General features: G+C 40.6%; 17 protein-coding genes. 6 read left to right on the top strand and 11 right to left on the bottom strand.

Annotated elements, in window-relative coordinates; translation table 11 throughout:
* Nucleotides 1-160 precede the first annotated feature (160 nt).
* The 4 genes from gcvP to H5120_RS00750 form a co-directional block, all read right to left on the bottom strand.
* On the bottom strand, nucleotides 161-3,052 hold the full coding sequence (gcvP, locus tag H5120_RS00765; RefSeq protein ID WP_182673282.1) for an aminomethyl-transferring glycine dehydrogenase: 2,892 nt from the start codon (nucleotides 3,050-3,052) through the stop codon (nucleotides 161-163).
* Between the two features lie 161 nt (nucleotides 3,053-3,213).
* Nucleotides 3,214-3,603 (bottom strand): glycine cleavage system protein GcvH, encoded by a 390-nt coding sequence (gene gcvH / locus H5120_RS00760; protein WP_002958029.1) that lies wholly within the window; start codon nucleotides 3,601-3,603, stop codon nucleotides 3,214-3,216.
* A 73-nt stretch (nucleotides 3,604-3,676) separates the two neighbouring features.
* Complete coding sequence (gcvT, locus tag H5120_RS00755) at nucleotides 3,677-4,759, bottom strand: glycine cleavage system aminomethyltransferase GcvT (RefSeq protein WP_002958027.1); 1,083 nt, start codon at nucleotides 4,757-4,759, stop codon at nucleotides 3,677-3,679.
* Between the two features lie 98 nt (nucleotides 4,760-4,857).
* Entirely contained in the window at nucleotides 4,858-5,457 is a 600-nt protein-coding gene (locus tag H5120_RS00750) for a hypothetical protein (RefSeq protein WP_058154172.1), read from the bottom strand.
* A 126-nt stretch (nucleotides 5,458-5,583) separates the two neighbouring features.
* Between H5120_RS00750 and H5120_RS00745 the strand changes: the two genes are divergently transcribed.
* The gene (locus H5120_RS00745) at nucleotides 5,584-6,429 is read left to right on the top strand and encodes a LysR family transcriptional regulator (protein ID WP_002958025.1); all 846 of its coding nucleotides are present in this window, start codon (nucleotides 5,584-5,586) and stop codon (nucleotides 6,427-6,429) included.
* 212 nt (nucleotides 6,430-6,641) lie between these two features.
* On the top strand, nucleotides 6,642-8,798 hold the full coding sequence (locus H5120_RS00740) for a TonB-dependent receptor domain-containing protein (protein WP_182673281.1): 2,157 nt from the start codon (nucleotides 6,642-6,644) through the stop codon (nucleotides 8,796-8,798).
* A gap of 119 nt (nucleotides 8,799-8,917) precedes the next feature.
* On the opposite strand, the gene rlmB is transcribed toward H5120_RS00740, so the two are convergent.
* From rlmB to H5120_RS00710, 6 genes are all read right to left on the bottom strand, one after another.
* A complete protein-coding gene (gene rlmB, locus H5120_RS00735; RefSeq protein ID WP_002958023.1) occupies nucleotides 8,918-9,661 on the bottom strand; it encodes a 23S rRNA (guanosine(2251)-2'-O)-methyltransferase RlmB in 744 nt (247 codons plus the stop codon).
* Nucleotides 9,658-12,153: a ribonuclease R gene (rnr, locus tag H5120_RS00730; protein ID WP_182673280.1), complete on the bottom strand. Its 2,496-nt coding sequence runs from the start codon at nucleotides 12,151-12,153 to the stop codon at nucleotides 9,658-9,660. Before rnr ends, rlmB begins: the two co-directional genes overlap by 4 nt.
* Before the next feature lie 189 nt (nucleotides 12,154-12,342).
* On the bottom strand, nucleotides 12,343-13,077 hold the full coding sequence (locus H5120_RS00725; protein ID WP_182673279.1) for an enoyl-CoA hydratase/isomerase family protein: 735 nt from the start codon (nucleotides 13,075-13,077) through the stop codon (nucleotides 12,343-12,345).
* Nucleotides 13,078-13,175: 98 nt separating this feature from the next.
* Nucleotides 13,176-13,790 (bottom strand): DNA-binding response regulator, encoded by a 615-nt coding sequence (locus tag H5120_RS00720; RefSeq protein ID WP_058154167.1) that lies wholly within the window; start codon nucleotides 13,788-13,790, stop codon nucleotides 13,176-13,178.
* Nucleotides 13,790-14,890 (bottom strand): sensor histidine kinase, encoded by a 1,101-nt coding sequence (locus H5120_RS00715; RefSeq protein WP_182673278.1) that lies wholly within the window; start codon nucleotides 14,888-14,890, stop codon nucleotides 13,790-13,792. Before H5120_RS00715 ends, H5120_RS00720 begins: the two co-directional genes overlap by 1 nt.
* Nucleotides 14,887-15,057, bottom strand: a complete 171-nt coding sequence (locus H5120_RS00710) for a hypothetical protein (protein WP_164487629.1) — start codon at nucleotides 15,055-15,057, stop codon at nucleotides 14,887-14,889. Before H5120_RS00710 ends, H5120_RS00715 begins: the two co-directional genes overlap by 4 nt.
* A 158-nt stretch (nucleotides 15,058-15,215) precedes the next feature.
* Between H5120_RS00710 and H5120_RS00705 the strand changes: the two genes are divergently transcribed.
* From H5120_RS00705 to queG, 4 genes are all read left to right on the top strand, one after another.
* Complete coding sequence (locus H5120_RS00705; RefSeq protein ID WP_182673277.1) at nucleotides 15,216-16,082, top strand: DMT family transporter; 867 nt, start codon at nucleotides 15,216-15,218, stop codon at nucleotides 16,080-16,082.
* Nucleotides 16,079-16,783: a glycerophosphodiester phosphodiesterase family protein gene (locus H5120_RS00700; protein WP_182670918.1), complete on the top strand. Its 705-nt coding sequence runs from the start codon at nucleotides 16,079-16,081 to the stop codon at nucleotides 16,781-16,783. Before H5120_RS00705 ends, H5120_RS00700 begins: the two co-directional genes overlap by 4 nt.
* A 45-nt stretch (nucleotides 16,784-16,828) precedes the next feature.
* Nucleotides 16,829-18,049, top strand: a complete 1,221-nt coding sequence (locus H5120_RS00695; protein ID WP_182670919.1) for a methyl-accepting chemotaxis protein — start codon at nucleotides 16,829-16,831, stop codon at nucleotides 18,047-18,049.
* Nucleotides 18,050-18,115: 66 nt separating this feature from the next.
* Nucleotides 18,116-19,249, top strand: coding sequence for a tRNA epoxyqueuosine(34) reductase QueG (gene queG, locus H5120_RS00690; protein WP_024594635.1), 1,134 nt, complete (start codon nucleotides 18,116-18,118; stop codon nucleotides 19,247-19,249).
* 34 nt (nucleotides 19,250-19,283) lie between these two features.
* Here queG and H5120_RS00685 read toward each other — a convergent pair whose 3' ends face one another.
* Complete coding sequence (locus H5120_RS00685; RefSeq protein ID WP_058154163.1) at nucleotides 19,284-20,411, bottom strand: PleD family two-component system response regulator; 1,128 nt, start codon at nucleotides 20,409-20,411, stop codon at nucleotides 19,284-19,286.
* Nucleotides 20,412-20,438 lie beyond the last annotated feature (27 nt).

Genomic DNA, 20,438 nt, shown 5'->3' with positions numbered 1-20,438 from the left:
TTTCGTTTCACTCTTCCCAACCTACGCCCATATAATTTATAGCGAATCACCACACACAAAAAAGCCGTTGCATTGCTGCAACGGCTTTTATAATTTTGATAAATTCCCAAACTATAATGGAACTTACTACCCATTAAAGTTCAAAAATCAGTCTCTGCTCTTAGTCGCGATAAGTCTCAACCGCTGGGCATGAACATACTAAGTTACGGTCGCCGTATACGTCATCAATACGTGTAACGGTTGGCCAAAACTTGTTTTTAGCCACTGCAGGCACTGGGAATGCAGCGTAAAAACGGTCGTATGCACGGTCCCATTCGTTACCTAACACGTCGCCTTGTGTATGCGGTGCAAATACTAGCGGGTTGTTTTCGATTGACCATTCGCCAGAGATTACTTTTTCGATTTCGCCTTTAATTGACACCATTGCTTCGATAAAGCGGTCAATCTCACCTTTTGATTCAGACTCAGTTGGCTCAATCATTAATGTGCCAGCTACTGGGAACGACATAGTGGGTGAATGGAAGCCGTAATCTTGCAAGCGCTTAGCTACGTCCATTTCAGTAATGCCTGATTGCTCTTTAAGCGGGCGTAAGTCAACAATACACTCGTGAGCAACACGGTTGTTACGACCACGGTATAAAATTGGGAAGTGCTTGCTGAGCTCATGCGTTAAGTAGTTAGCATTAACAATTGCCATTTCAGTAGCTTGTTTTAAGCCCTCGCTGCCCATCATGGTGATGTAAGCCCATGAAATAGGTAAAATAGCGGCTGACCCGTAAGGCGCTGCCGATACCGCACCGTTACCAATGTTAGTACCTGGTACGTTAATTACGCTGTGGTTTGGCATAAACGGCGCAAGGTGCGATTTAACACCAATTGGGCCAACACCTGGACCACCGCCACCGTGTGGAATACAAAACGTTTTATGCAAGTTTAAGTGCGATACGTCTGAGCCAATAAAGCCTGGGCTTGTTACGCCAACTTGCGCGTTCATGTTTGCGCCGTCCATGTAAACTTGGCCGCCGTGCTCATGAATAATGTCACAAATTTCGCGAATGGTTTCTTCGTATACGCCGTGCGTAGACGGGTATGTGATCATGATGCACGATAAGTTTTCAGACACTTCCTCAGCTTTCGCTTTAAGGTCGTCCATGTCTACATTACCGTTTTTGTCGCAGTTAACTACTACAATTTTCATGCTCGCCATTTGCGCTGATGCAGGGTTAGTACCGTGCGCAGAGCTTGGGATTAAACATACATTACGGTGTGCATCCCCTCGTGATTCGTGGTATTTACGAATCGCGATTAAGCCTGCGTATTCACCTTGCGCGCCAGAGTTTGGCTGAAGTGATACTGCATCGTAACCGGTAATATTTACTAGCCAGTCGTGTAGCTCGCCAATCATTATTTGGTAACCTTCTGCTTGGTCTAGCGGGCAGAATGGGTGAAGGTTTGCAAACTCAGGCCACGTAATTGGGATCATCTCAGCAGTCGCGTTTAGTTTCATGGTACATGAGCCTAACGAGATCATTGAGTGATTAAGCGATAAGTCTTTGCTTTCTAGTCGCTTAATGTAGCGAAGCATGTCTGTTTCACTGTGGTAGCTGTTAAAGTTTGGATGCGTTAGTACTTCGTCGTCACGTACTAAACTTGCAGGGATTGACTCGCTGCCATTTGCTTCAACGTCTGCTGCAATAGCATCAACACTTAGGCCATGGCCTTCGCCTAAAATAATATCAAATAACTCAGTAATATCGGCACGTGTTGTTGTCTCTGATACCGAGATTGAGTACTCGCCTTCGTGGTTTGTTGCAAAGTTTACGCCTTTTGCAATTGCACGTGCTATTACGTCGTCTTTGCTATCGCTTACTACTGTTAGCGTATCAAACCAAGTGCTGTGCTTAAGTGCAATGCCTTTAGCTTTAAGACCACTTGCTAAAATATCAGCAAAGCGATGTATGCGCTGCGCGATAGTTTTTAAGCCTTGTGGGCCGTGGTACACCGCGTAAAACGCTGCCATGTTGGCAAGTAATACTTGCGCTGTACAAATGTTTGAGTTGGCTTTATCGCGGCGAATGTGTTGTTCGCGCGTTTGCATTGCCATACGTAGTGCGTCGTTACCTAAACGGTCTTTAGATACACCAATAATACGACCTGGTAATGAACGTTTGTATGCGTCACGTGTTGCAAAAAATGCAGCGTGTGGACCGCCGTAACCCATAGGTACGCCAAAACGTTGAGCCGAACCAAGTACTACGTCTGCGCCTAGTTTACCCGGTGCTTTTAATAGTAATAAACTCATTATGTCGGCAGCAACACAGGCAATGGCCTTTTTGCTTTGTACGCCAGCAATTAGGTCTGTTATGTCTACCACTTCGCCTGATGTAGTTGGGTATTGGAACAATGCGCCAAAAATATCAAAGTTAACGGCATCTTCTGCTTTACCTACAATTACTTCAAAACCAAACTGCTCGGCACGCGTTGTTACTACGTCGATTGTTTGTGTGTGTACGTCGTCTGCAATAAAAAAGGCATTGGCTTTTTTTGCTTTTGATACGCGTTTTGCAAGGCCCATAGCCTCTGCAGCCGCTGTTGATTCGTCAAGTAGTGATGCACTTGCTAAATCAAGACCTGTTAAATCTAGGGTCATAGTTTGGAAGTTTAATAATGATTCTAAACGCCCTTGAGCAATCTCTGGCTGATACGGTGTGTACGCTGTATACCAACCTGGATTTTCTAGTACGTTACGTAAAATTACGTGCGGTACGTTAGTTGGGTGGTAGCCTTGGCCAATGTACGATTTGAAAACTTTATTTTTGCTTGCTACTGATTTTAAGTAGCTTAGTGTTTCAACTTCAGTACGGCTTTGCCCAACTGTTAGCGGTTGTTCTAGACGAATGCTAGCCGGTACAGTTTGGTCAATGAGCTCTTGCACACTCGATACTTCTAAAGCACTTAGCATATCGCTTACTTGTGCTGGGCTTGGCCCAATATGGCGGCGAATAAAATCTTGCTTTTGCTCTAGTTCTTCAAGAGATTTGGCGTTTGACATGAATCCAGATTCCTATGATCCTAAATGCTAATGGGTAACTAGCATTAATTAAAATATTTGACGATTTAACAGTTCACTCAGTATGGGGTTGTGAGCTGTAAAATCATAAAAGCCCCATTTTTATACATTAAACGGGGCTTTTAGTTATCTACAAAGAATAATTATTCTTCGTCGATAGTGTGCGAGTAACCTTCAGCGTCTAATAAGTTGTCTAGCTCAGACTCGTCAGATGCTTTAATACGGAATAACCAACCGTCGCCGTAAGCGTCGTTGTTTACTGTTTCTGGTGAGTCTTCAAGTTCTTCGTTAATAGCAACAATTTCGCCACTGATAGGTGCGTAAATGTCTGATGCTGCTTTAACTGACTCTGCTACTGCACAGTCTTCGCCAGCGTCTACTTCGTCGCCAACTTCTGGTAATTCAACAAATACCATGTCGCCAAGAAGTTCTTGTGCATGCTCAGAAATACCAACAGTAAATGTACCGTCGCCTTCGTTACGAACCCACTCGTGTGAAGGTGCGTATTTTAACTCGCTAGGAATGTTGCTCATTTTATTTGTCCTTTGGTTTATATTGGGAGGATATCAATCACAATAATTATTGTGATTGATATAACCAAATTATTTAAATTATTGATTTACCGTTACGTACAAAGCTAGGCTTTACTACTTTAACGTTTACTAATTTTTTACGCATTTCTACTTGAGCTGTGTCGCCTGTTGAACGTGGTACACGTGCAAGGGCTACACTAAAACCAAGTGTTGGTGAAAAAGTACCTGAGGTAATAACCCCTTCACCACCATCAACAATTACTTTAGAACCGCTACGCAAAACGCCTTTTTCTTCAAACACTAAGCCAACTAGTTTGTCAGTGCTTTTTTCTGCGCGTTGCTTAACAAGTACGTCACGGCCAATAAAGTCGCGATCTTCTGGTTCCCATGCAATGGTCCATGCCATGTTAGCTGCAAGTGGTGATACGCTTTCGTCCATATCTAGGCCGTAAAGGTTCATACCTGCTTCTAAACGTAGCGTGTCGCGTGCACCTAAACCAGCAGGCTTAACACCTGCGTCTAGCAGTTGTTGCCATAAATCGGCTGCTTGGTCGTTCGGTACTACTATTTCGTAACCGTCTTCGCCAGTATAACCCGTTGTGGCAATAAATAAATCACCTACTTGAACACCAAAAAACGGCTTCATACCTTCAACAGCTGCTTGTTGCTCAGCATTTAAAAGAGTGGCTGTTTTTGCTTTAGCGTTAGGGCCTTGTACTGCAATCATTGCAAACTCTGGGCGCTCTGTAACAGTTACGTCAAAGTCGCTCGATACGTTAGCTAAATGCGCTAGGTCTTTTTCGCGCGTTGCTGAGTTAACAACTAGGCGGTAAAACGTTTCACTAAAGAAATAAATAATTAAGTCGTCTATTACACCGCCTTGCTCGTTAAGCATGCCTGTGTAAAGCGCTTTGCCTGGTACGGTTAATTTTGCAACGTCGTTAGCTACTAGCTTACGTAAAAATGCTTTTGCTTGAGGCCCTTCAATATCAACAATAGTCATGTGTGATACGTCAAACATACCTGCGTCGGTACGTACGCTATTGTGTTCTTCTATTTGTGAGCCGTAGTTGATTGGCATTTCCCAGCCATGAAAATCAACCATTTTTGCGCCCGCTTCTAGGTGCTTAGCATGTAGTACAGTTTTAGAAGTCATAACATTCCTTCACGTTTAAATTAACCCTGTTTAGGGCGTGGCTTAAATAGATATAAAAACAGGTAAACATTGTAATGCTCGCCTGTTGTTTTTATTCATTATGCGGCTTCACTATGCATAAGTGCAAAGCCTTGCGCTTGCATGTAGCTTTGCCATTTTTGTAATTTTTGTTGTTTAGCTACTAATACAAAGTGTTGTTCGTCGTTTTTATCAATGGCGGTAATAAATACATCACCGCTTTGTGCACCGTAGCAAAGTTGCGCGTCAGAAAGGCGCAAACCTGGTGTTAATTTAAAAGCATTAACTAGGGTATCAAATGCGTTGTCGCCACTTAAAATAAAGCTTGCTAGGTCGGTGCGTACTACATAATCAATATCAAAACGTAATTGCTGCTCGTTTATAAGCGCTTGTAGTTGAAGGCTTGCGTTGTGTGGTAGTACGAATCTAAAGGCGGTTTCGCTAAAGTAATAAACAGCAAAACTGTAGTCAGAATTATAGTCGCCATCAAGCGTGCCTTTTAAGCCTAAACCACTGGCGGTAAGCTTAGTTAAATCAAGGCCTAAAATAGTGCTTAAAAATACACTGGTTTCGGTGCCGCTAAAATCCATTACAACGTGATTGTTGTTAGTTTGCAAAGCGTTAGTAACCGCACTACTTGCGTTGCTGTGGCGGGCAAACATTATTGGGTTAAAAGTCATAACAAACACCTGTGTATTTTTGATTACAAAAGTATATTGCCCACGCCTATCAACAACAAATTGTAATTATTTATCAATTGATAAATAATACTTATATATATAGCCATATAAATTGTAATTTTAAATATGAAAAACATATCAACAGACGGTTTACGTACTTTTGTAATGGTAGTTGAAATAGGTGGCTTTGCTAAAGCAGGCGATTTACTTGGCCTGTCGCAACCTGCTGTAAGTTTGCAAATAAAGCGCTTAGAAGACGTGCTTGGCTATAAACTATTTAAAAAACAAGGGCAGCGCCAAGTATTAAACCAGTACGGCGAGCTATTATTGCCTATGGCAAAACAAATGATGCAACACAACGATGCTATTTTGCAGCAGTTCACCTCAGAAAACATTGCAGGTAAAGTGCGCTTGGGTATTCCGAGCGAATTTGCAGCGCGTATTTTACCCTCAATTATTGGCGACTTTGTGGCGCTCTACCCTGAGGTGTCGTTAGAGGTTAAGTCGCGTTTAAGTAAGCATTTGCTTTCGGCTTCTCGCCAAGATCAGTTTGATTTAGTACTTGCGCTAAATGAGCGACTCAACTCTGATAAGTTTCCTATTTTTATGCAAGACGAACTGGTGTGGGTGGGCGACCTTTCACTTGCGCATAACGAGGTGGTTACGCTAGTTACCGCACCAGAGGGGTGTATTTATCGTCGCCGTGCTACTGATGCATTAAAAAGTGCAGGCATTAAATACCGAATAGTTTATAGCAACGCCGATTTAACCGGCCTTATTGCTGCATTAAAAGAAGGCTTAGGTATTACGGTACTTGCCAAAAGCACAGTACCGAGTGAGCTTAACTATCAGGTTCAAACCAAGCATTTACCAGCTCTTGGTAATATTGGTATTAGCTTGGTTAAAAGTTCGGGTGAGTCGGAAAATGCGGTAGATAAACTCGCTGAATTTATAGCTCTACGCTTGGGCTAGCGCTTATGTAGCACGTATAAATCGTTCAGCATTTATAGTTAGTAAAGCAATTACAAAATAATACAAAAGAAACAATTTAGTTAATTAAGTTGCATAAGCAGGTGTTTTTAGTTCTATTAAACTGAATAATTAAATAGTTAATAACATTGATTCGTATTCGTTAACGTGTTCAAATTACGCCAATTAAGATAATTGACATGATTAGGAACACAATGAACCCTAAGTTTTTAGTATCTACTTTGGCAACTGCGGTTGCTTTGTCTTTTAGTGCTACTGCAATAGCAAAAGACACCAGCAATAAAGAACAACGCTTTGAACAAATTACTGTTATTGGCTCTCAGCAAGCAATTAACGATATTCCTGGTTCGGCTACGTTTATTTCTGAAGAAGAGCTTCAAAAATTCCAATTTACCGATATTTCTCGCGTTTTAGCGTCTGTTCCGGGCGTATACGTGCAAGAAGAAGATGGCTATGGCCTTCGTCCTAATATTGGTATGCGCGGCACAGGTACTGGTCGTAACGATAAAATATCAGTAATGGAAGACGGTGTTTTAGTTGCACCAGCACCCTATTCAGCACCTTCTGCTTACTACTTCCCTACTATGGGTCGTATGGAGTCTATTGAAGTATTAAAAGGCGCAGCCTCAGTCAAGTACGGCCCGCGTACTACGGGTGGTGTTTTAAACTTACTTTCGCGCAGCTTACCAACTGAGCCAAATAGCTCAAAAGGTATGGTAGATGCAGCCCTTGGTAACGACGGTTACTACAAAGGCCACGCTTACTTTGGTAAAGAAAAAAATAACACAGCAGGTTTAATTGAAGTATTTACTTACGGCGCAGACGGCTTTAAAGAGCTGCCAGTAGGCAATGACAACACCGGCTTTGAAAAAACAGATTTACTATTAAAGTTTGGCCATACGTTTGGTCAAAACGATGCGCATAATCTTGAGCTAAAAATTAAGTACTCTGACGAAACATCAGACGAAACATACATGGGCTTAACTGACGAAGACTATAAACAAAGTCCTTACCGTCGTTATGCTGCATCGCAAAACGATGAAATGAATACGCGCCACAACGCATACCAACTTAACTATGCATACCGTTTTGGTGATGGCTATGAGTTTTTAGCTACGGCTTACTTAAACGATTTTCATCGTAACTGGTATAAAGCCAGCAAAGTAAGCGAAAGCTACCTTGAGCAATACAGTGAATTTGAAGCAAACCCAACAAGCGAAGGTATTGAAGGTATTGGTATTAAAGCTAATAACCGCGATTACCAAGCCAAAGGTATTCAGTCTGAATTACATATTCCGGCAGGCGATCACTATGTGACTGTTGGCGTACGTTACCACGAAGACGAAATGGATCGTTTTCAATGGGAAGACAAATACACACTTAATCAAGACCTAAGCTTAACGCTTACAGAGCAAGGCGTTCCGGGCTCTGATAGCAACCGCGTAGATAGCGCAGAAGCAAGCACCTTGTTTATTCAAGATGAGTGGACAATTGATGCATTAGTAGTAAGTGCAGGCCTTCGTTATGAAGACATTACTATTACGCGTGAAGAGTGGTCTAAATCAGATCCAACACGCAGCAACGGTTTAACTAAAGATGTGTCGAACGACACTGAAATTTTAGTCCCGTCACTAGGTGCTACTTACACGCTTAACGAAAACGTAACGCTACTTGCGGGCATTCAAAAAGGTTATGCACCAGCTGCACCTGGTAATGCTGACCAAGAAGAAGAAGAAAGTGTAAACATTGAGTTTGGCTCTCGCTTCAATATGGATGGCTTTAGCGGTGAAGTAATTGCGTTTTACTCAGACTACGACAACATGCACGGTAACTGTACTGCAGCGGTTGGTTGTAGCGACGACAACATTGGCGACCAATACAACTACGGTGAAGTAGAAGTAGCGGGCTTTGAATTTAGTGCAGCACGTACTTTTGCAACTGATACAGCTATGTTCCCAGTTAAATTAACGTACACCTACACAGACTCTGAGTTTAAAAACGATTTTGATTCAGAAATTTGGGGCGCGGTAGAAAAAGGCGATGCAATGCCTTACGTACCAGAAAACCAAGTAGCGTTATCGTTAGGTGCTGAGTTTTCTGCGTTTGTAGTTAACAGCCAAATACGTTACGTATCTGATGCGCATGCTAACTTAACTGAGGCGGGCTTAAACGCAATTGATAGCCGCGTAGTATGGGATTTAGCTGCTAAATACTTAATCGATGAGAATCAAAAAGTATACCTAAGCGTTGATAACTTGTTTGATAAAACATACGTTGCTAACCGCTCAAACGGTGGCATTCAACCAGGTAAGCCGCGTACTGTTCAAGTAGGCTACACTTACTCATTCTAGCGAGTTATACCAACCTGCATCAATTGATGCAAAGTTAAAGCGTAAATTACAGACACAAAAAAGCCGAGATTGAATTTCAACCTCGGCTTTTTAATACATAAAACTTATCGTTTTATATATTAGTTATTTGCGTTACGTTGGCGTAATACTTCAAACAAACAAATACCCGTGGCTACCGATACGTTTAAGCTTGAAACAGTACCCGCCATTGGGATTTTAACAAGCATATCGCAATGCTCACGCGTTAAGCGTCGCATGCCCTCGCCCTCTGCGCCCATAACAATAGCCATTGGCCCCGTTAAGCTTGCATCAAATACGTGGTTATCAGTTTCGCCAGCGGTACCTACAACCCATACGCCTGCATCTTTAATTTCGCGAAGCGTACGTGCAAGATTAGTCACTTGAATAAGCGGTACTGTTTCGGCTGCGCCACAGGCCACTTTACGTGCAGTACCGTTAAGCTTAGCCGACTTATCTTTAGGTACAATCACAGCGTGAACACCTGCCGCATCTGCACTACGTAGGCATGCACCTAAATTATGCGGATCGGTAATACCATCAAGCACAAGTAAAAACGGTGTGTCTTCACGAGCGATTATCGCATCAAGATCTTTTTCATTAAACGTTGGCGCTGCTTTTACGTTAGCAATAATACCTTGATGCTGCTCACCCTTTGATTTGCTATCAAGGGCTTTACGCTGCATAAACTGTACTGAAATACCAAATTTACGTGCTTCATCAATAATCGGAGTTGAGCGTTTGTCGTCACGGCCTTTAAGGGCGTAAATTTCTACAAAGCGCTCTGGTTCGCTTTCTAAAATTGCTTCAACAGAATGAAAGCCAAAAATTAATTCATTACTCACGTATTGTCTGCTCCTGGGCTAGTACGTTTGCGGGCATTTTTGCCTGCTCTTTTAGGCTTTTTAACGGCCTTCTTCTTTGGTTTTTTCTTTACGGCAGTGTCTGCTGCTTTTTTATCTGCAGGTTTTGTTGCAGACTTATTTGCAGGCTTGCCTTTATCTTTATTTGCTGGCTTTTTTCTACCTTTTGGTTTGTCATCGCTGTGCGACTTTTTACCTGGTACTTTGCCTGCTTTTAATTGCGAACGTACACTTGCTGGCGCATGCTCAGACTTGCCTGAACCTTTTTTTGGTGCACGACGACGTGAGTATCTGTCTTGTGCAACATCGCCTTTAAGCGTTAAGTTTATACGGCGATCGTCTAAACTAACCGACGCAACTTTTACTGTTACTTTATCGCCAAGGCGATAAACTTTGTGGGAGTGCTCACCTATTAGGGTGTGTTTTGCAGCATCATGCGCAAAAAACTCGTCGCCTAAATTAGTAACGTGAATAAGCCCATCAATTTGTAAATCGTCTAAACGAATAAACAAACCAAAATTGGTAACCGATGAAATAACACCATCAAACTCTTCACCTACATGGTCTTGCATAAACTCACATTTAAGCCAATCAGCTACTTCGCGAGTTGCATCGTCCGCACGACGCTCTGTTGTAGAACACTGCTCACCTAGTTGATCAACTTCGTCGTCGGTATAAGCGTATTCGCCAGACGTTTGCTGACCTTGTGCTTTTATTACTGCTTTAATAGCACGATGCACTACTAAATCTGGGTAACGACGTATTGGCGATGTAAAATGCGCGTAAGCCGATAACGCTAAACCAAAGTGACCAATGTTATCTGGCTGATATACAGCTTGTTTCATTGAACGCAGTAACATAGTTTGAATAAGTTCAGCTTCTGGGCGGTCACCTAGTCGCGCTAATACTTGCGTTATTTCTTTTGGTGTTGGCTCGTCGCTTAATGTGCTTTCAATACCTAACTCGCCTAAAAACTTAGTAAAGTTACCTAGTTTTTCTTGGTCTGGTTCGTCATGCACACGATAAAGCGCGCTTGCTTCATGCTTTTCAAGAATTTTAGCCGCTGATACGTTGGCTAAAATCATACATTCTTCAATGAGTTTGTGCGCGTCGTTACGAATAACAGGCACTATTGATTCTATTTTACGCTGAGCGTTAAATACAAAACGTGTTTCTAGGGTTTCAAACTCTATGGCACCACGGTCTTGGCGTGCTGCTTTAAGTGCCATGTACATTTGCTGTAAATCAGTTAAATGTGGCACAACGGCTGAGTATTCTTCGCGTAGTTTTTCGTCGTTTTGTAAAATGGCATTTACTTTGGTGTAAGTTAAACGTGCATGCGAGTTCATTATCGCTTCGTAAAACTTATAACCCGAAAGTTTACCCGCGCTCGACACGGTCATTTCGGCAACCATACATAAGCGATCTACTTTTGGATTAAGCGAACATAATCCGTTAGAAAGCACTTTTGGTAGCATCGGAATAACTTGCTCAGGAAAATACACTGAGTTACCACGCAAAATTGCTTCTTTGTTAAGCGGCGTGTTCATTCCTACGTAATGCGATACATCGGCAATAGCAACCCATAAGCGCCAGCCACCTGATTTTTTAGGTTCACAATATACGGCGTCATCAAAGTCGCGTGCATCTTCGCCATCAATAGTTACAAGTGGTAAATCACGTAAATCTACACGACCTTGTTTGTCAGCTTCTTCAACAAATTCACCTAGGTGAGCAACTTGTGCTTCAACTTCTTCTGGCCATACATGTGGAATATCGTGATTGCGCAGTGCAACTTCAATTTCCATACCTGGGGCTAAATGCTCACCAAGTACATCTATAACTTTACCTACCGCGTTCATGTTACGGCTTGGGTTTTGCGTAATTTTAACCTGCACCATTTGGTTATGGCGGGCACCGTTTTCGTTGCCTGGTAAAATCATTATATCTTGCGTTATGCGCGGGTCTTCAGCGACTACAACAGCAACACCGTGCTCAACAAAGTAACGGCCAACAATTGGCGCGCGCTCGTTAGTAAGCACTTTTATAATACGTGCATCGCATTTTGAGCCAGAACCACGTTTAGTGCCTTTAGCTAATACAATGTCGCCATGTAACACCATATTCATTTGGTGCTTAGCAATAAACCAATCTTTACTCTCGCCTTCAACTTCTAAAAAGCCGAAACCGTCTCTGTGGCCTATTACTTTGCCTTTGGTTAAACCGGCTTCGTCAATTAGGGCGTAGCATTTAAATTTATTGAAATACAGCTGTCCGTCACGCTCCATAGCGCGAAGGCGGCGTTTAAATGCTATTTGGCGTTCGTCATCGTTTACTGCTAGTTCTTCACATAATTGCGCGTAGTTAGCGGGCTTTGAACGCTCTTGAAGGTGAGTAAGTATAAACTCACGACTAGGGACTGGGTTTTCGTACTTTTCTTGTTCTCGACTGAGATTTGGATCTTGGTTTGACATTCACTATCTTGTTAGTTGGTTATGTAGGTATTTTAACCCATATAGTTATAATGAGACAGGTAAAAGCTATTAAACTTTTAAGAAAGCACTTTTACCTTGCTGTATAGTTTAAAAATCTAGCGCAATGGGGCTTAACGATCCCTTAACTGCAAAGTGTTTAGTCATCTCGTAGCAATGCTAAAACCTATACTATTTTTTTTGTAGGTTTTTCCACAGCAGTTTACTTATATTATCAATAAAGCTCGGGTCTTCTTCTTTCATCGTAAGTAAAATCTGCTTATTCATTTGTGTTTTATTTTGAGCGTAAATCCAACGATTTTTATTAAACTGCTGAGCAAACTCAAGTGCACCCGCTTGTAGTTCGTCGTTATTTGCAAACACAGCTTCAACTACTTTGTTCTCTAGCAACTGCTGTGCACCAACCCGCTCTCCTGACATAGCTAGACGATTAAAGAAGGTTTGCGAAATTGCTTTATTAATTATAGGAAACATCGATGGAACAAACGGCACCATTACATCCACTTCAGGAAAACAAAAAAAGCCTTTGTCTGATTTCATAAATCTAAAGTCGCACGCACACGCAAGTACAGAACCATTACCATAGGTATGCCCGTTTAACGCAGCAATAATAGGCATAGGAAAAGTAACTATACGTTTAAATAAGTCACTTATTTGAATCATAAAGTCTGAAATTGCTGCAGGTAAAATACTTGGATTAGACATCCATTGAAGGTCGATACCCAATGACCAGTTTTTATCACTTGAAGACGTTAAAATAACTGACTTAATATTTTGTTCAACTTCAATGTGGTCTAGGTGTAAATTAAACTCAGCCAAAAACGCTGGGTTGTGGCGGTTTTCAGCAGTATTCATGGTGAGTATAGCGATATTATTTTTAGTTGTTAGTTCTATTAAATTTGCCATTAAAACCTCTTTTAGCGCTTTTTAAGCCAATTTTAAGCGCTGTTCGTTACTTTTACATATCATAGTAATACTTTGCTTATAATTTATAAACCCACTAATTAAAGCCATCCTTTTTGTTTAGCTATACGCGCAGCATCTATGCGGTTAGTGGCGTTTAATTTTGCAATGGCGTCCGATAGGTAGTTACGCGTAGTCCCTTCGCTTATAAATAGCTGCTTGGCTATGTCGCTTGTTTTAAGGCCGTCGCTTGCAAGTTTAAGTGCTTTGCGTTCTTTATCGGTAAGCGGATCGGCGTCGTCTAATGCATTAATAGCAAGCTCTGGGTCTATCACTTTTTGCCCCTGCATTACTTTTTTAAGCGCATTTATCAGCTCTTCACTGGGTGCTTCTTTTAAAATAAAACCTTTAACACCTGCCGTAAGCGCTCGCCTAATATAACCTGCACGAGAAAATGTGGTCATAATAACCATTTTTATAGCAGGGAACTTAGCGGCTATTTTTTCGCTAAGCTCTATACCATTCATGGTCGGCATTTCTATATCGGTTAAAATTATATCGGGATGCAAATCACTATCAAGCGCCTCAATTGCATTAAGTGCATCTTGCCCGTTACTTGCTTGCCCAATAATCTCAATATTAAAATCAAGCCCTAACAATGCTGCTACGGCGTCGCGCACAAGCGCCTGATCTTCCACTAAATATACTCTGATCATTATAAATCCTTAGCTGTAATTGGCAGCACTACTTTTAAAGTAAAATTATCGCCACAGGTAAATGCTGCACTGCCATTTAGTTGCTCTGCTCGCTCTTTAATACCATTTAGGCCATTGCCCGAATTCAATGTACTGCACGGACCATGGTCAATTACGCTTATAAGTAACTGCTGCGCTGTTTGTTCTATATTTATTTCGCAGTTTTTTGTGTTGCTATGGCGTAATAAGTTAGTTACTGCCTCTTTAATTATAAGGCCTGCTATACCCTCTACTTTAGCGGGCAGAGCATTTAAAACCACATTAAATGAAACGTTAAACCCTTGCTCTATTAACCTTTGCTTTAACTGTGCTACTTGGCTGACAAGATTAAGCTGTTTTAAATCACTTACGGCGCTTCTTACATCGCTAAGTAACTGCCTTGCCAAATCGGCCACTTGTGCAATTTCGCTATTTGCTTGAGCGTATCGCTCTCCTTGGTTTAATTTATTAGCAAGCTCAGCCTTTAGAGCAATAGATGACAATGAGTGGCCTAAAATATCATGCAAGTCGCGAGCTATTCGTTCTCGCTCTGCAATAGCTGCTAATTGCTCTAGTTGGTTAGCGCTTTCTTGTTCGCGCTTTTTGTATAAGCTTTCTCTTTTTGCTGCAATACCGTAACTAAATAATGTGGCGCAAAGAATCAAAGCAACGCCTAAAAAGTATTGAACCTTACCTATATCTCCAATATATGTGCTTAATAAAACCGTGAATATAATTGCGATCGCAGCATAAATTCTTTGTCGGGAGCTGTAAGAGTAGCCTGCTATATAGGCTACGAAACCAAATAAAGTAGGCGTACCTGTGGTGTAAAAAGTAGCGCAAAAACAAATTAAGAGCATGGCTAAAAATAACTTAGTCACCCCTGCACTTTTACAGTTTATTGCTTTTATATACAAAAGAATAAAAGCAACATAGAAGGCTAAAGACATAACAATTTGGTTAACGGTAAAGCTCGCAAAATTAATTATTAGCGGGAGTAAATAAAAGCCGGTAAAAATTAAATGTCCATATTTCCAAAAACCTTTATCACTTTGTTGAGAAAAGCTGCTTAACGAGCTCATACTAATACCTCTGGCATATTATTTTTACTTATAGCACTATTTTTATTAATAAATATAAATAACATAAAAATGCATACCAGCATAAAGCAATCTGCGTACGTAATCGTAAAACTTAACGCCTCTAGCACTTCATTAATAGTTAAGCTGATTAAAATTAAAGAATTCATAATTACCTCCTGTTGAGTAAGGTAACTATGCCCGCGTACAAAAATAATAAGAGTGTGAAGTGTCATCAACTTTAATGACTTTTGTCATGTGGAAAAAATTCATCTTAAGAATTTTTAAGCGATGTTAATATATTCAAAAAGTACAACAAGGAAACTAAATGCAGCCTCAGCAACAAAGTTTAATTTATTTACACATAGCGGTATTACTTTTTGGCGGGACCGCTCTATTTGCCAAACTTATTGGTTTAAATGCTTTAGATATTACCGTTTACAGAACTGCAATTGCAGGAATGGCTATTTTAGCCATGCTTTATTTTCAAAAAAAACAAATTAAACTCAACAAACCTAAAGACTATCTTATTGCATTATTTTTAGGTGTTGCGGTGGGTATTCACTGGGTTACCTATTTTGCTGGTATGCAAATGGCCGGTATAACTATTGGAATGCTGGCATTTTTTAGCTACCCCGTAATGACGGTGTTTTTAGAACCCTTATTTAATAAAAGCAGGCCAAAAGCAAAAGATATAATAAGTGCAGCGGTGGTTGTTTTAGGTATTTACTTATTAGTACCAAGTGCAAACTTGGGCGATGATGTAACCCTAGGTGTAACCCTAGGTGTAATATCGGCATTGTTTTTTTCAATAAGAAACATTACTCATAAGCGCTACTTTAGCCAATATGGCGGGCCGCAAACGATGTTTTATCAAACCTTAGTGGCAAGCATTATGTTGTGTGCATTTATAGAAGTACCAGTGTATGAGGTTAGTAATTACGACCTGATTTTAATTGCTGTAGCGGGTGTTATATTTACAGCTACACCGCACTCGTTATTTGCAGCAAGTTTAAAGCATTTATCAGCGGCAACCGCTGGGTTAATTTCTTGCTTGCAGCCACTTTATGGCACCATACTGGCTATAGTAATTATTCATGAACGTCCTACTGTTATGACGTTAGTTGGTGGAGCACTCATAGTGAGTGCCGCTTGTTTTGAAACGTGGTCAATCACTAAAAAGGCTCGACAATGAAAGTATTTGCACACCGTGGTGCCAGTGGGGATTTTCCTGAAAACACCAAAAGCGCTATTTTAGAAGCGTTAAAAGTAGGTGTTGATGGTATTGAAGTAGATATTCAAAGTTCCTTAGATGATTACATGGTAATACATGACTCATGGCTTGATAGAACCACCAGCGGTAAAGGTAGGGTGAGTAACTTTACCGCTCATGAGCTCTCTAAGCTTGATGCTGGAAATGGTGAAAAAATTCCTACTCTTCAGCAGCTGTTTGATTGGAATAACAATAAATCTTTATTAAATATTGAGCTTAAACACACGTTTGCACTAGAAAGGTTTGTGGCTCAATTAGAACAAAACATTGAAGCTAAAAAAATATCGAAAGCCAATATTTTAGTATCATCGTTTGATCATCATCAACTACAGTGGCTTAAAAACAAGCTACCATGGCTTAAAATAGGTGCCCTTACTTCTTCTATTCCAATTAACTATGCAAAGTTTGCTAGTGATTTAAACGCTTATAGCGTACATGCAGATAAAACCTTTATAAATAAGGCTTTTGCAGAGGATGCAAAAAAAAGAGGCCTAAAGATTTATGCTTATACAGTCGATAGGGAAGAAGATATAGCGCTAATGCTTGAGTATGGCATAGACGGAATTTTTACAAATTACCCAGCGCGAACCAAAGCTTACTTGTTGTCGTTACAAAAAGGCTAACTTACATTCCCCTCACTTAAATAACAATCGTAGGGCTTGAGCATAATGAGTGGTTTTATGAAAATTTATAACTATATAGAGCAAACATTCTTTTTTACGTTAACCCGTAAAATAGTCGGTAATTTAAGTTTTGTATTATTGTTCCAAGCAATTACGTTATTTTGGCTGCATCAGAGTTTAAGCGAACAACAGCAAAGTACAGGGCTATTTTGGCTGCTTACGCTTGTGATTATATCTGGTTTTATTTTTACTCTTTTTTATATGCGTTTTTTAATTGTTCGCCCTGTTACTGCTATGCGCGATACTTTGATAGAAATAAACCAACAAGATGCAAATTTAGCAGCAAAACTTCCCCACTTTTCGTATGACGAATTTAAAGATTTAAGTTCACAATACAATATATTTACTGCCCATTTAAGTGAGTTACTCAGCACAACATATAACAGTGCTCAAGCTAGTGCACACAGCAATACACAAGTCACTGAATCAATGAAAAATACTGAGCAATCAAGTGAGCAACAAATACAGTTAAGCCACAGTATTATTAATGCCAGTATGCAAATAACCCAAAGCTTACAAGACATAGTAAATAATACAGATAGCGTACATAACGTTAATAATGAACACCTTAACTTTGTAAAACTATCTGCATCAGAACTCGCTGCTTTAGTAGAGCAGGTGAAACTTATTACTAATATGCTAGGTAGCTTTTCAAATACAATTGCGGGACTAAAAGAGAACAGTGAAAACATTCGTAGTATTTTAAAAATGGTTGAAGAGTTTTCTGATCAAACTAATTTGTTAGCCCTCAACGCCGCAATAGAAGCAGCTAGAGCGGGTGAAGCTGGCAGAGGATTTGCCGTAGTTGCAGACGAAGTACGCACGCTTTCAATAAAGGTAAGTGGCGCAACTAGGCAGATTAGCGACTTTATAAATCAGATGAATCATTTGGTAAACGAGACAAATAAAGAGTCAGAGCAATTAATGACTCACTCTAATAACGCACAAAGCTCAATTAGTGCAACCTGTGATGGCTTTACTAAAATGCTTAGTGAGTTTGAGCACAACCAGCAGCAGCTGCAACAAATAGCCAGTGCTGTGCATTTGCTTGAGGGCACCCAAAGTACGACTCACCAATCGGTAGAGCAAATCGTAGCTTTAGGGGAGCAAGCTAAACAGCAAATAGATACGGCATTAGCCGATAGCGAGCAATCTCAACAGCTAAGCTTGCAAACCCAACAACAGTTAAAACGCTTTGTGCACTAAGAAGCGTTTTCGGGCTCAGAGAAATATGGTAAATTACGCAGCTATTAATTTAAGTGTGTAAAGCGTGTGAGCAACCCTACCCCAGACTATGAAAAATTAGCCCTGCAAATAAAAACCTGGGGGCAAGAGCTTGGCTTTAGCGAAGTGGGCATTACTGATATTGACTTATCTAAGCACGAAGCCCAATTGCAACGTTGGCTTGATGCAGGCTACCACGGCTCGATGGATTATATGGCTGCCCACGGTATGAAACGCGCCCGCCCTGCTGAATTAGTACCTGGTACACAGCGTGTTATATCTGTAAAAATGAATTATCTGCCTCCCGATGCTGGCTTTGCAAAAACCTTAAAAAATAAAGAAAAAGCATATATAAGCCGCTATGCATTAGGTCGCGATTACCATAAATTAATGCGTAATCGTTTAAAAAAACTCGGCCAAAAAATAGAACAAGAAATTGGCGAGTATGGCTTTAGACCCTTTGTTGATTCAGCTCCTGTACTTGAGCGTCAACTTGCCGAAAAAGCCGGTTTAGGGTGGCGTGGTAAGCATTCGTTATTAATTAATCAAGAAGCAGGATCGTGGTTTTTTTTAGGCGAGCTATTTATTGATTTACCTCTACCTATAGATGCAGAGAATACCTTTGAAGGCTGCGGTAAATGCGTTGCTTGTATTACGCTTTGCCCAACAGGTGCAATTGTAGAGCCTTACGTTGTTGATGCACGTAAATGTATATCGTACTTAACCATAGAACACCAAGGTCCTATTCCAGAGCAGTACCGAACTTTATTAGGCAACCGTGTTTATGGTTGCGATGATTGTCAGTTGGTATGTCCTTGGAATCGTTATGGACAAATAACTGACGAAAATGACTTTCATCCTCGCACTCAATTAAAAGATAAAGATTTACTTGAGCTGTTTGCTTGGGATGAGCCTACATTTTTAAAAAATACCGAAGGCAGCCCTATTCGTCGCATTGGCCACGAACGTTGGTTACGTAATTTAGCAGTTGGTTTAGGTAATGCAGAGTTTAGTCCCGCTATTATTAATGCCCTACAAGATAAAAGCCAAATATGCAGCGAACTTGTTTTAGAGCATATTGAATGGGCACTTGCTCAGCAAAACGATAAACAACGATTACAAATTCGTAAAACAGCTAGGTTAATTAGAATTGTAGAAAAAGGCTTACCAAGGGATGCATAGCACCGCTTAAGTAAACCTTTATATTGCGAAGTAACTAGTTTTTCAAAAGTAACGATAGATCTTGTTCTATCTCTGTAAAGGCTGCTTTGACTTGTTTAACAGACTCTTCTCTTGCTACTGAGTTTTGGATAGTTTCATCTACTTTTTTATAAATAAACACCTCCTGATCTTCATCCAGTCCCATTGATGGGATACGTTCTTCGAGCTCTTCTTGTAACTGTTTAAACACTTTTTCGTTGTTTTGACGGTTTTCATTCAACAAGCTAATTAAGCTATGAAACTTACTATGAACAGTACTTGCTACGGCATTAAGTTTCGCTCGTTGTGATTCAAGCATTTTCTTGGTCATGATGGCGCGTAGCTGCTGCTCGGTAACACTGACAATAAAACATACGTGGTCGCGTATACGACCATGCTTATCAGGGTCATGATCGGGCATATTTAAAATAAGTAAGCTAATCAATTCATAGTTAACTAAAATTCGGTGCGAAAACTCATGTAAGCGCCCTTTGTTTTTCAGCATTTCAAATAGCTCCACCACAATAGGTGAACACACGCCGTTTAGCGCAAAGTGGCTAATTTCATTATTTTCTCTAAATTCTACATTGCTTTGTAAATCAAAAGACTGCAGGCAATCTACAAGCGCTTTACCTAGCTCTTGAGGATCGTTAATAAAGCCTATGTTTTCAACGTAGTTAACTATTTGCCCCATTTCACTGCTATTGGCCATTGCATTAAATGCAGTTGATGTTGCATCTTCAACTTGCTTTTCTAGGCTTTGTTTTTCAACGAGTACTTGATTTAAATTTTTAAGCTTTGACTTAAGTTCATCATGGCCAAAGGGTTTTACAATATAGTCTTCTGCACCAACCGAGTAGCCTTCCATGCGCTCTTCAACTGTGCCACGAGCAGACACAAACATAACAATAATGTGTGCTGTATTTGGGTTTGCTTTAAGTGCCTTACATACTTCATAGCCGTTCATTTGCGGCATACTTACGTCGAGCAATATAACCTGAGGCATATAGCCCTCAACCATGTTTAAACACTCAGGACCATTCGTTGCTACTTGTAATTCAAAATCAAGATCCTCTAAAATTTCCTCAATAATTTCAAGGTTAAAGGGTTCGTCATCAACGGCAAGTATTTTAGTTAAGGCCATAATTTATCATCCATTTAAATTCTTTAA

The sequence above is a fragment of the Pseudoalteromonas sp. SR43-2 genome, assembly GCF_014163885.1.
GTDB classification, from domain to species: Bacteria; Pseudomonadota; Gammaproteobacteria; order Enterobacterales; family Alteromonadaceae; genus Pseudoalteromonas; species Pseudoalteromonas distincta.
Note: the sequence above shows the minus strand (reverse complement) of the source record. Positions and strands in the feature narration are given on the sequence as shown.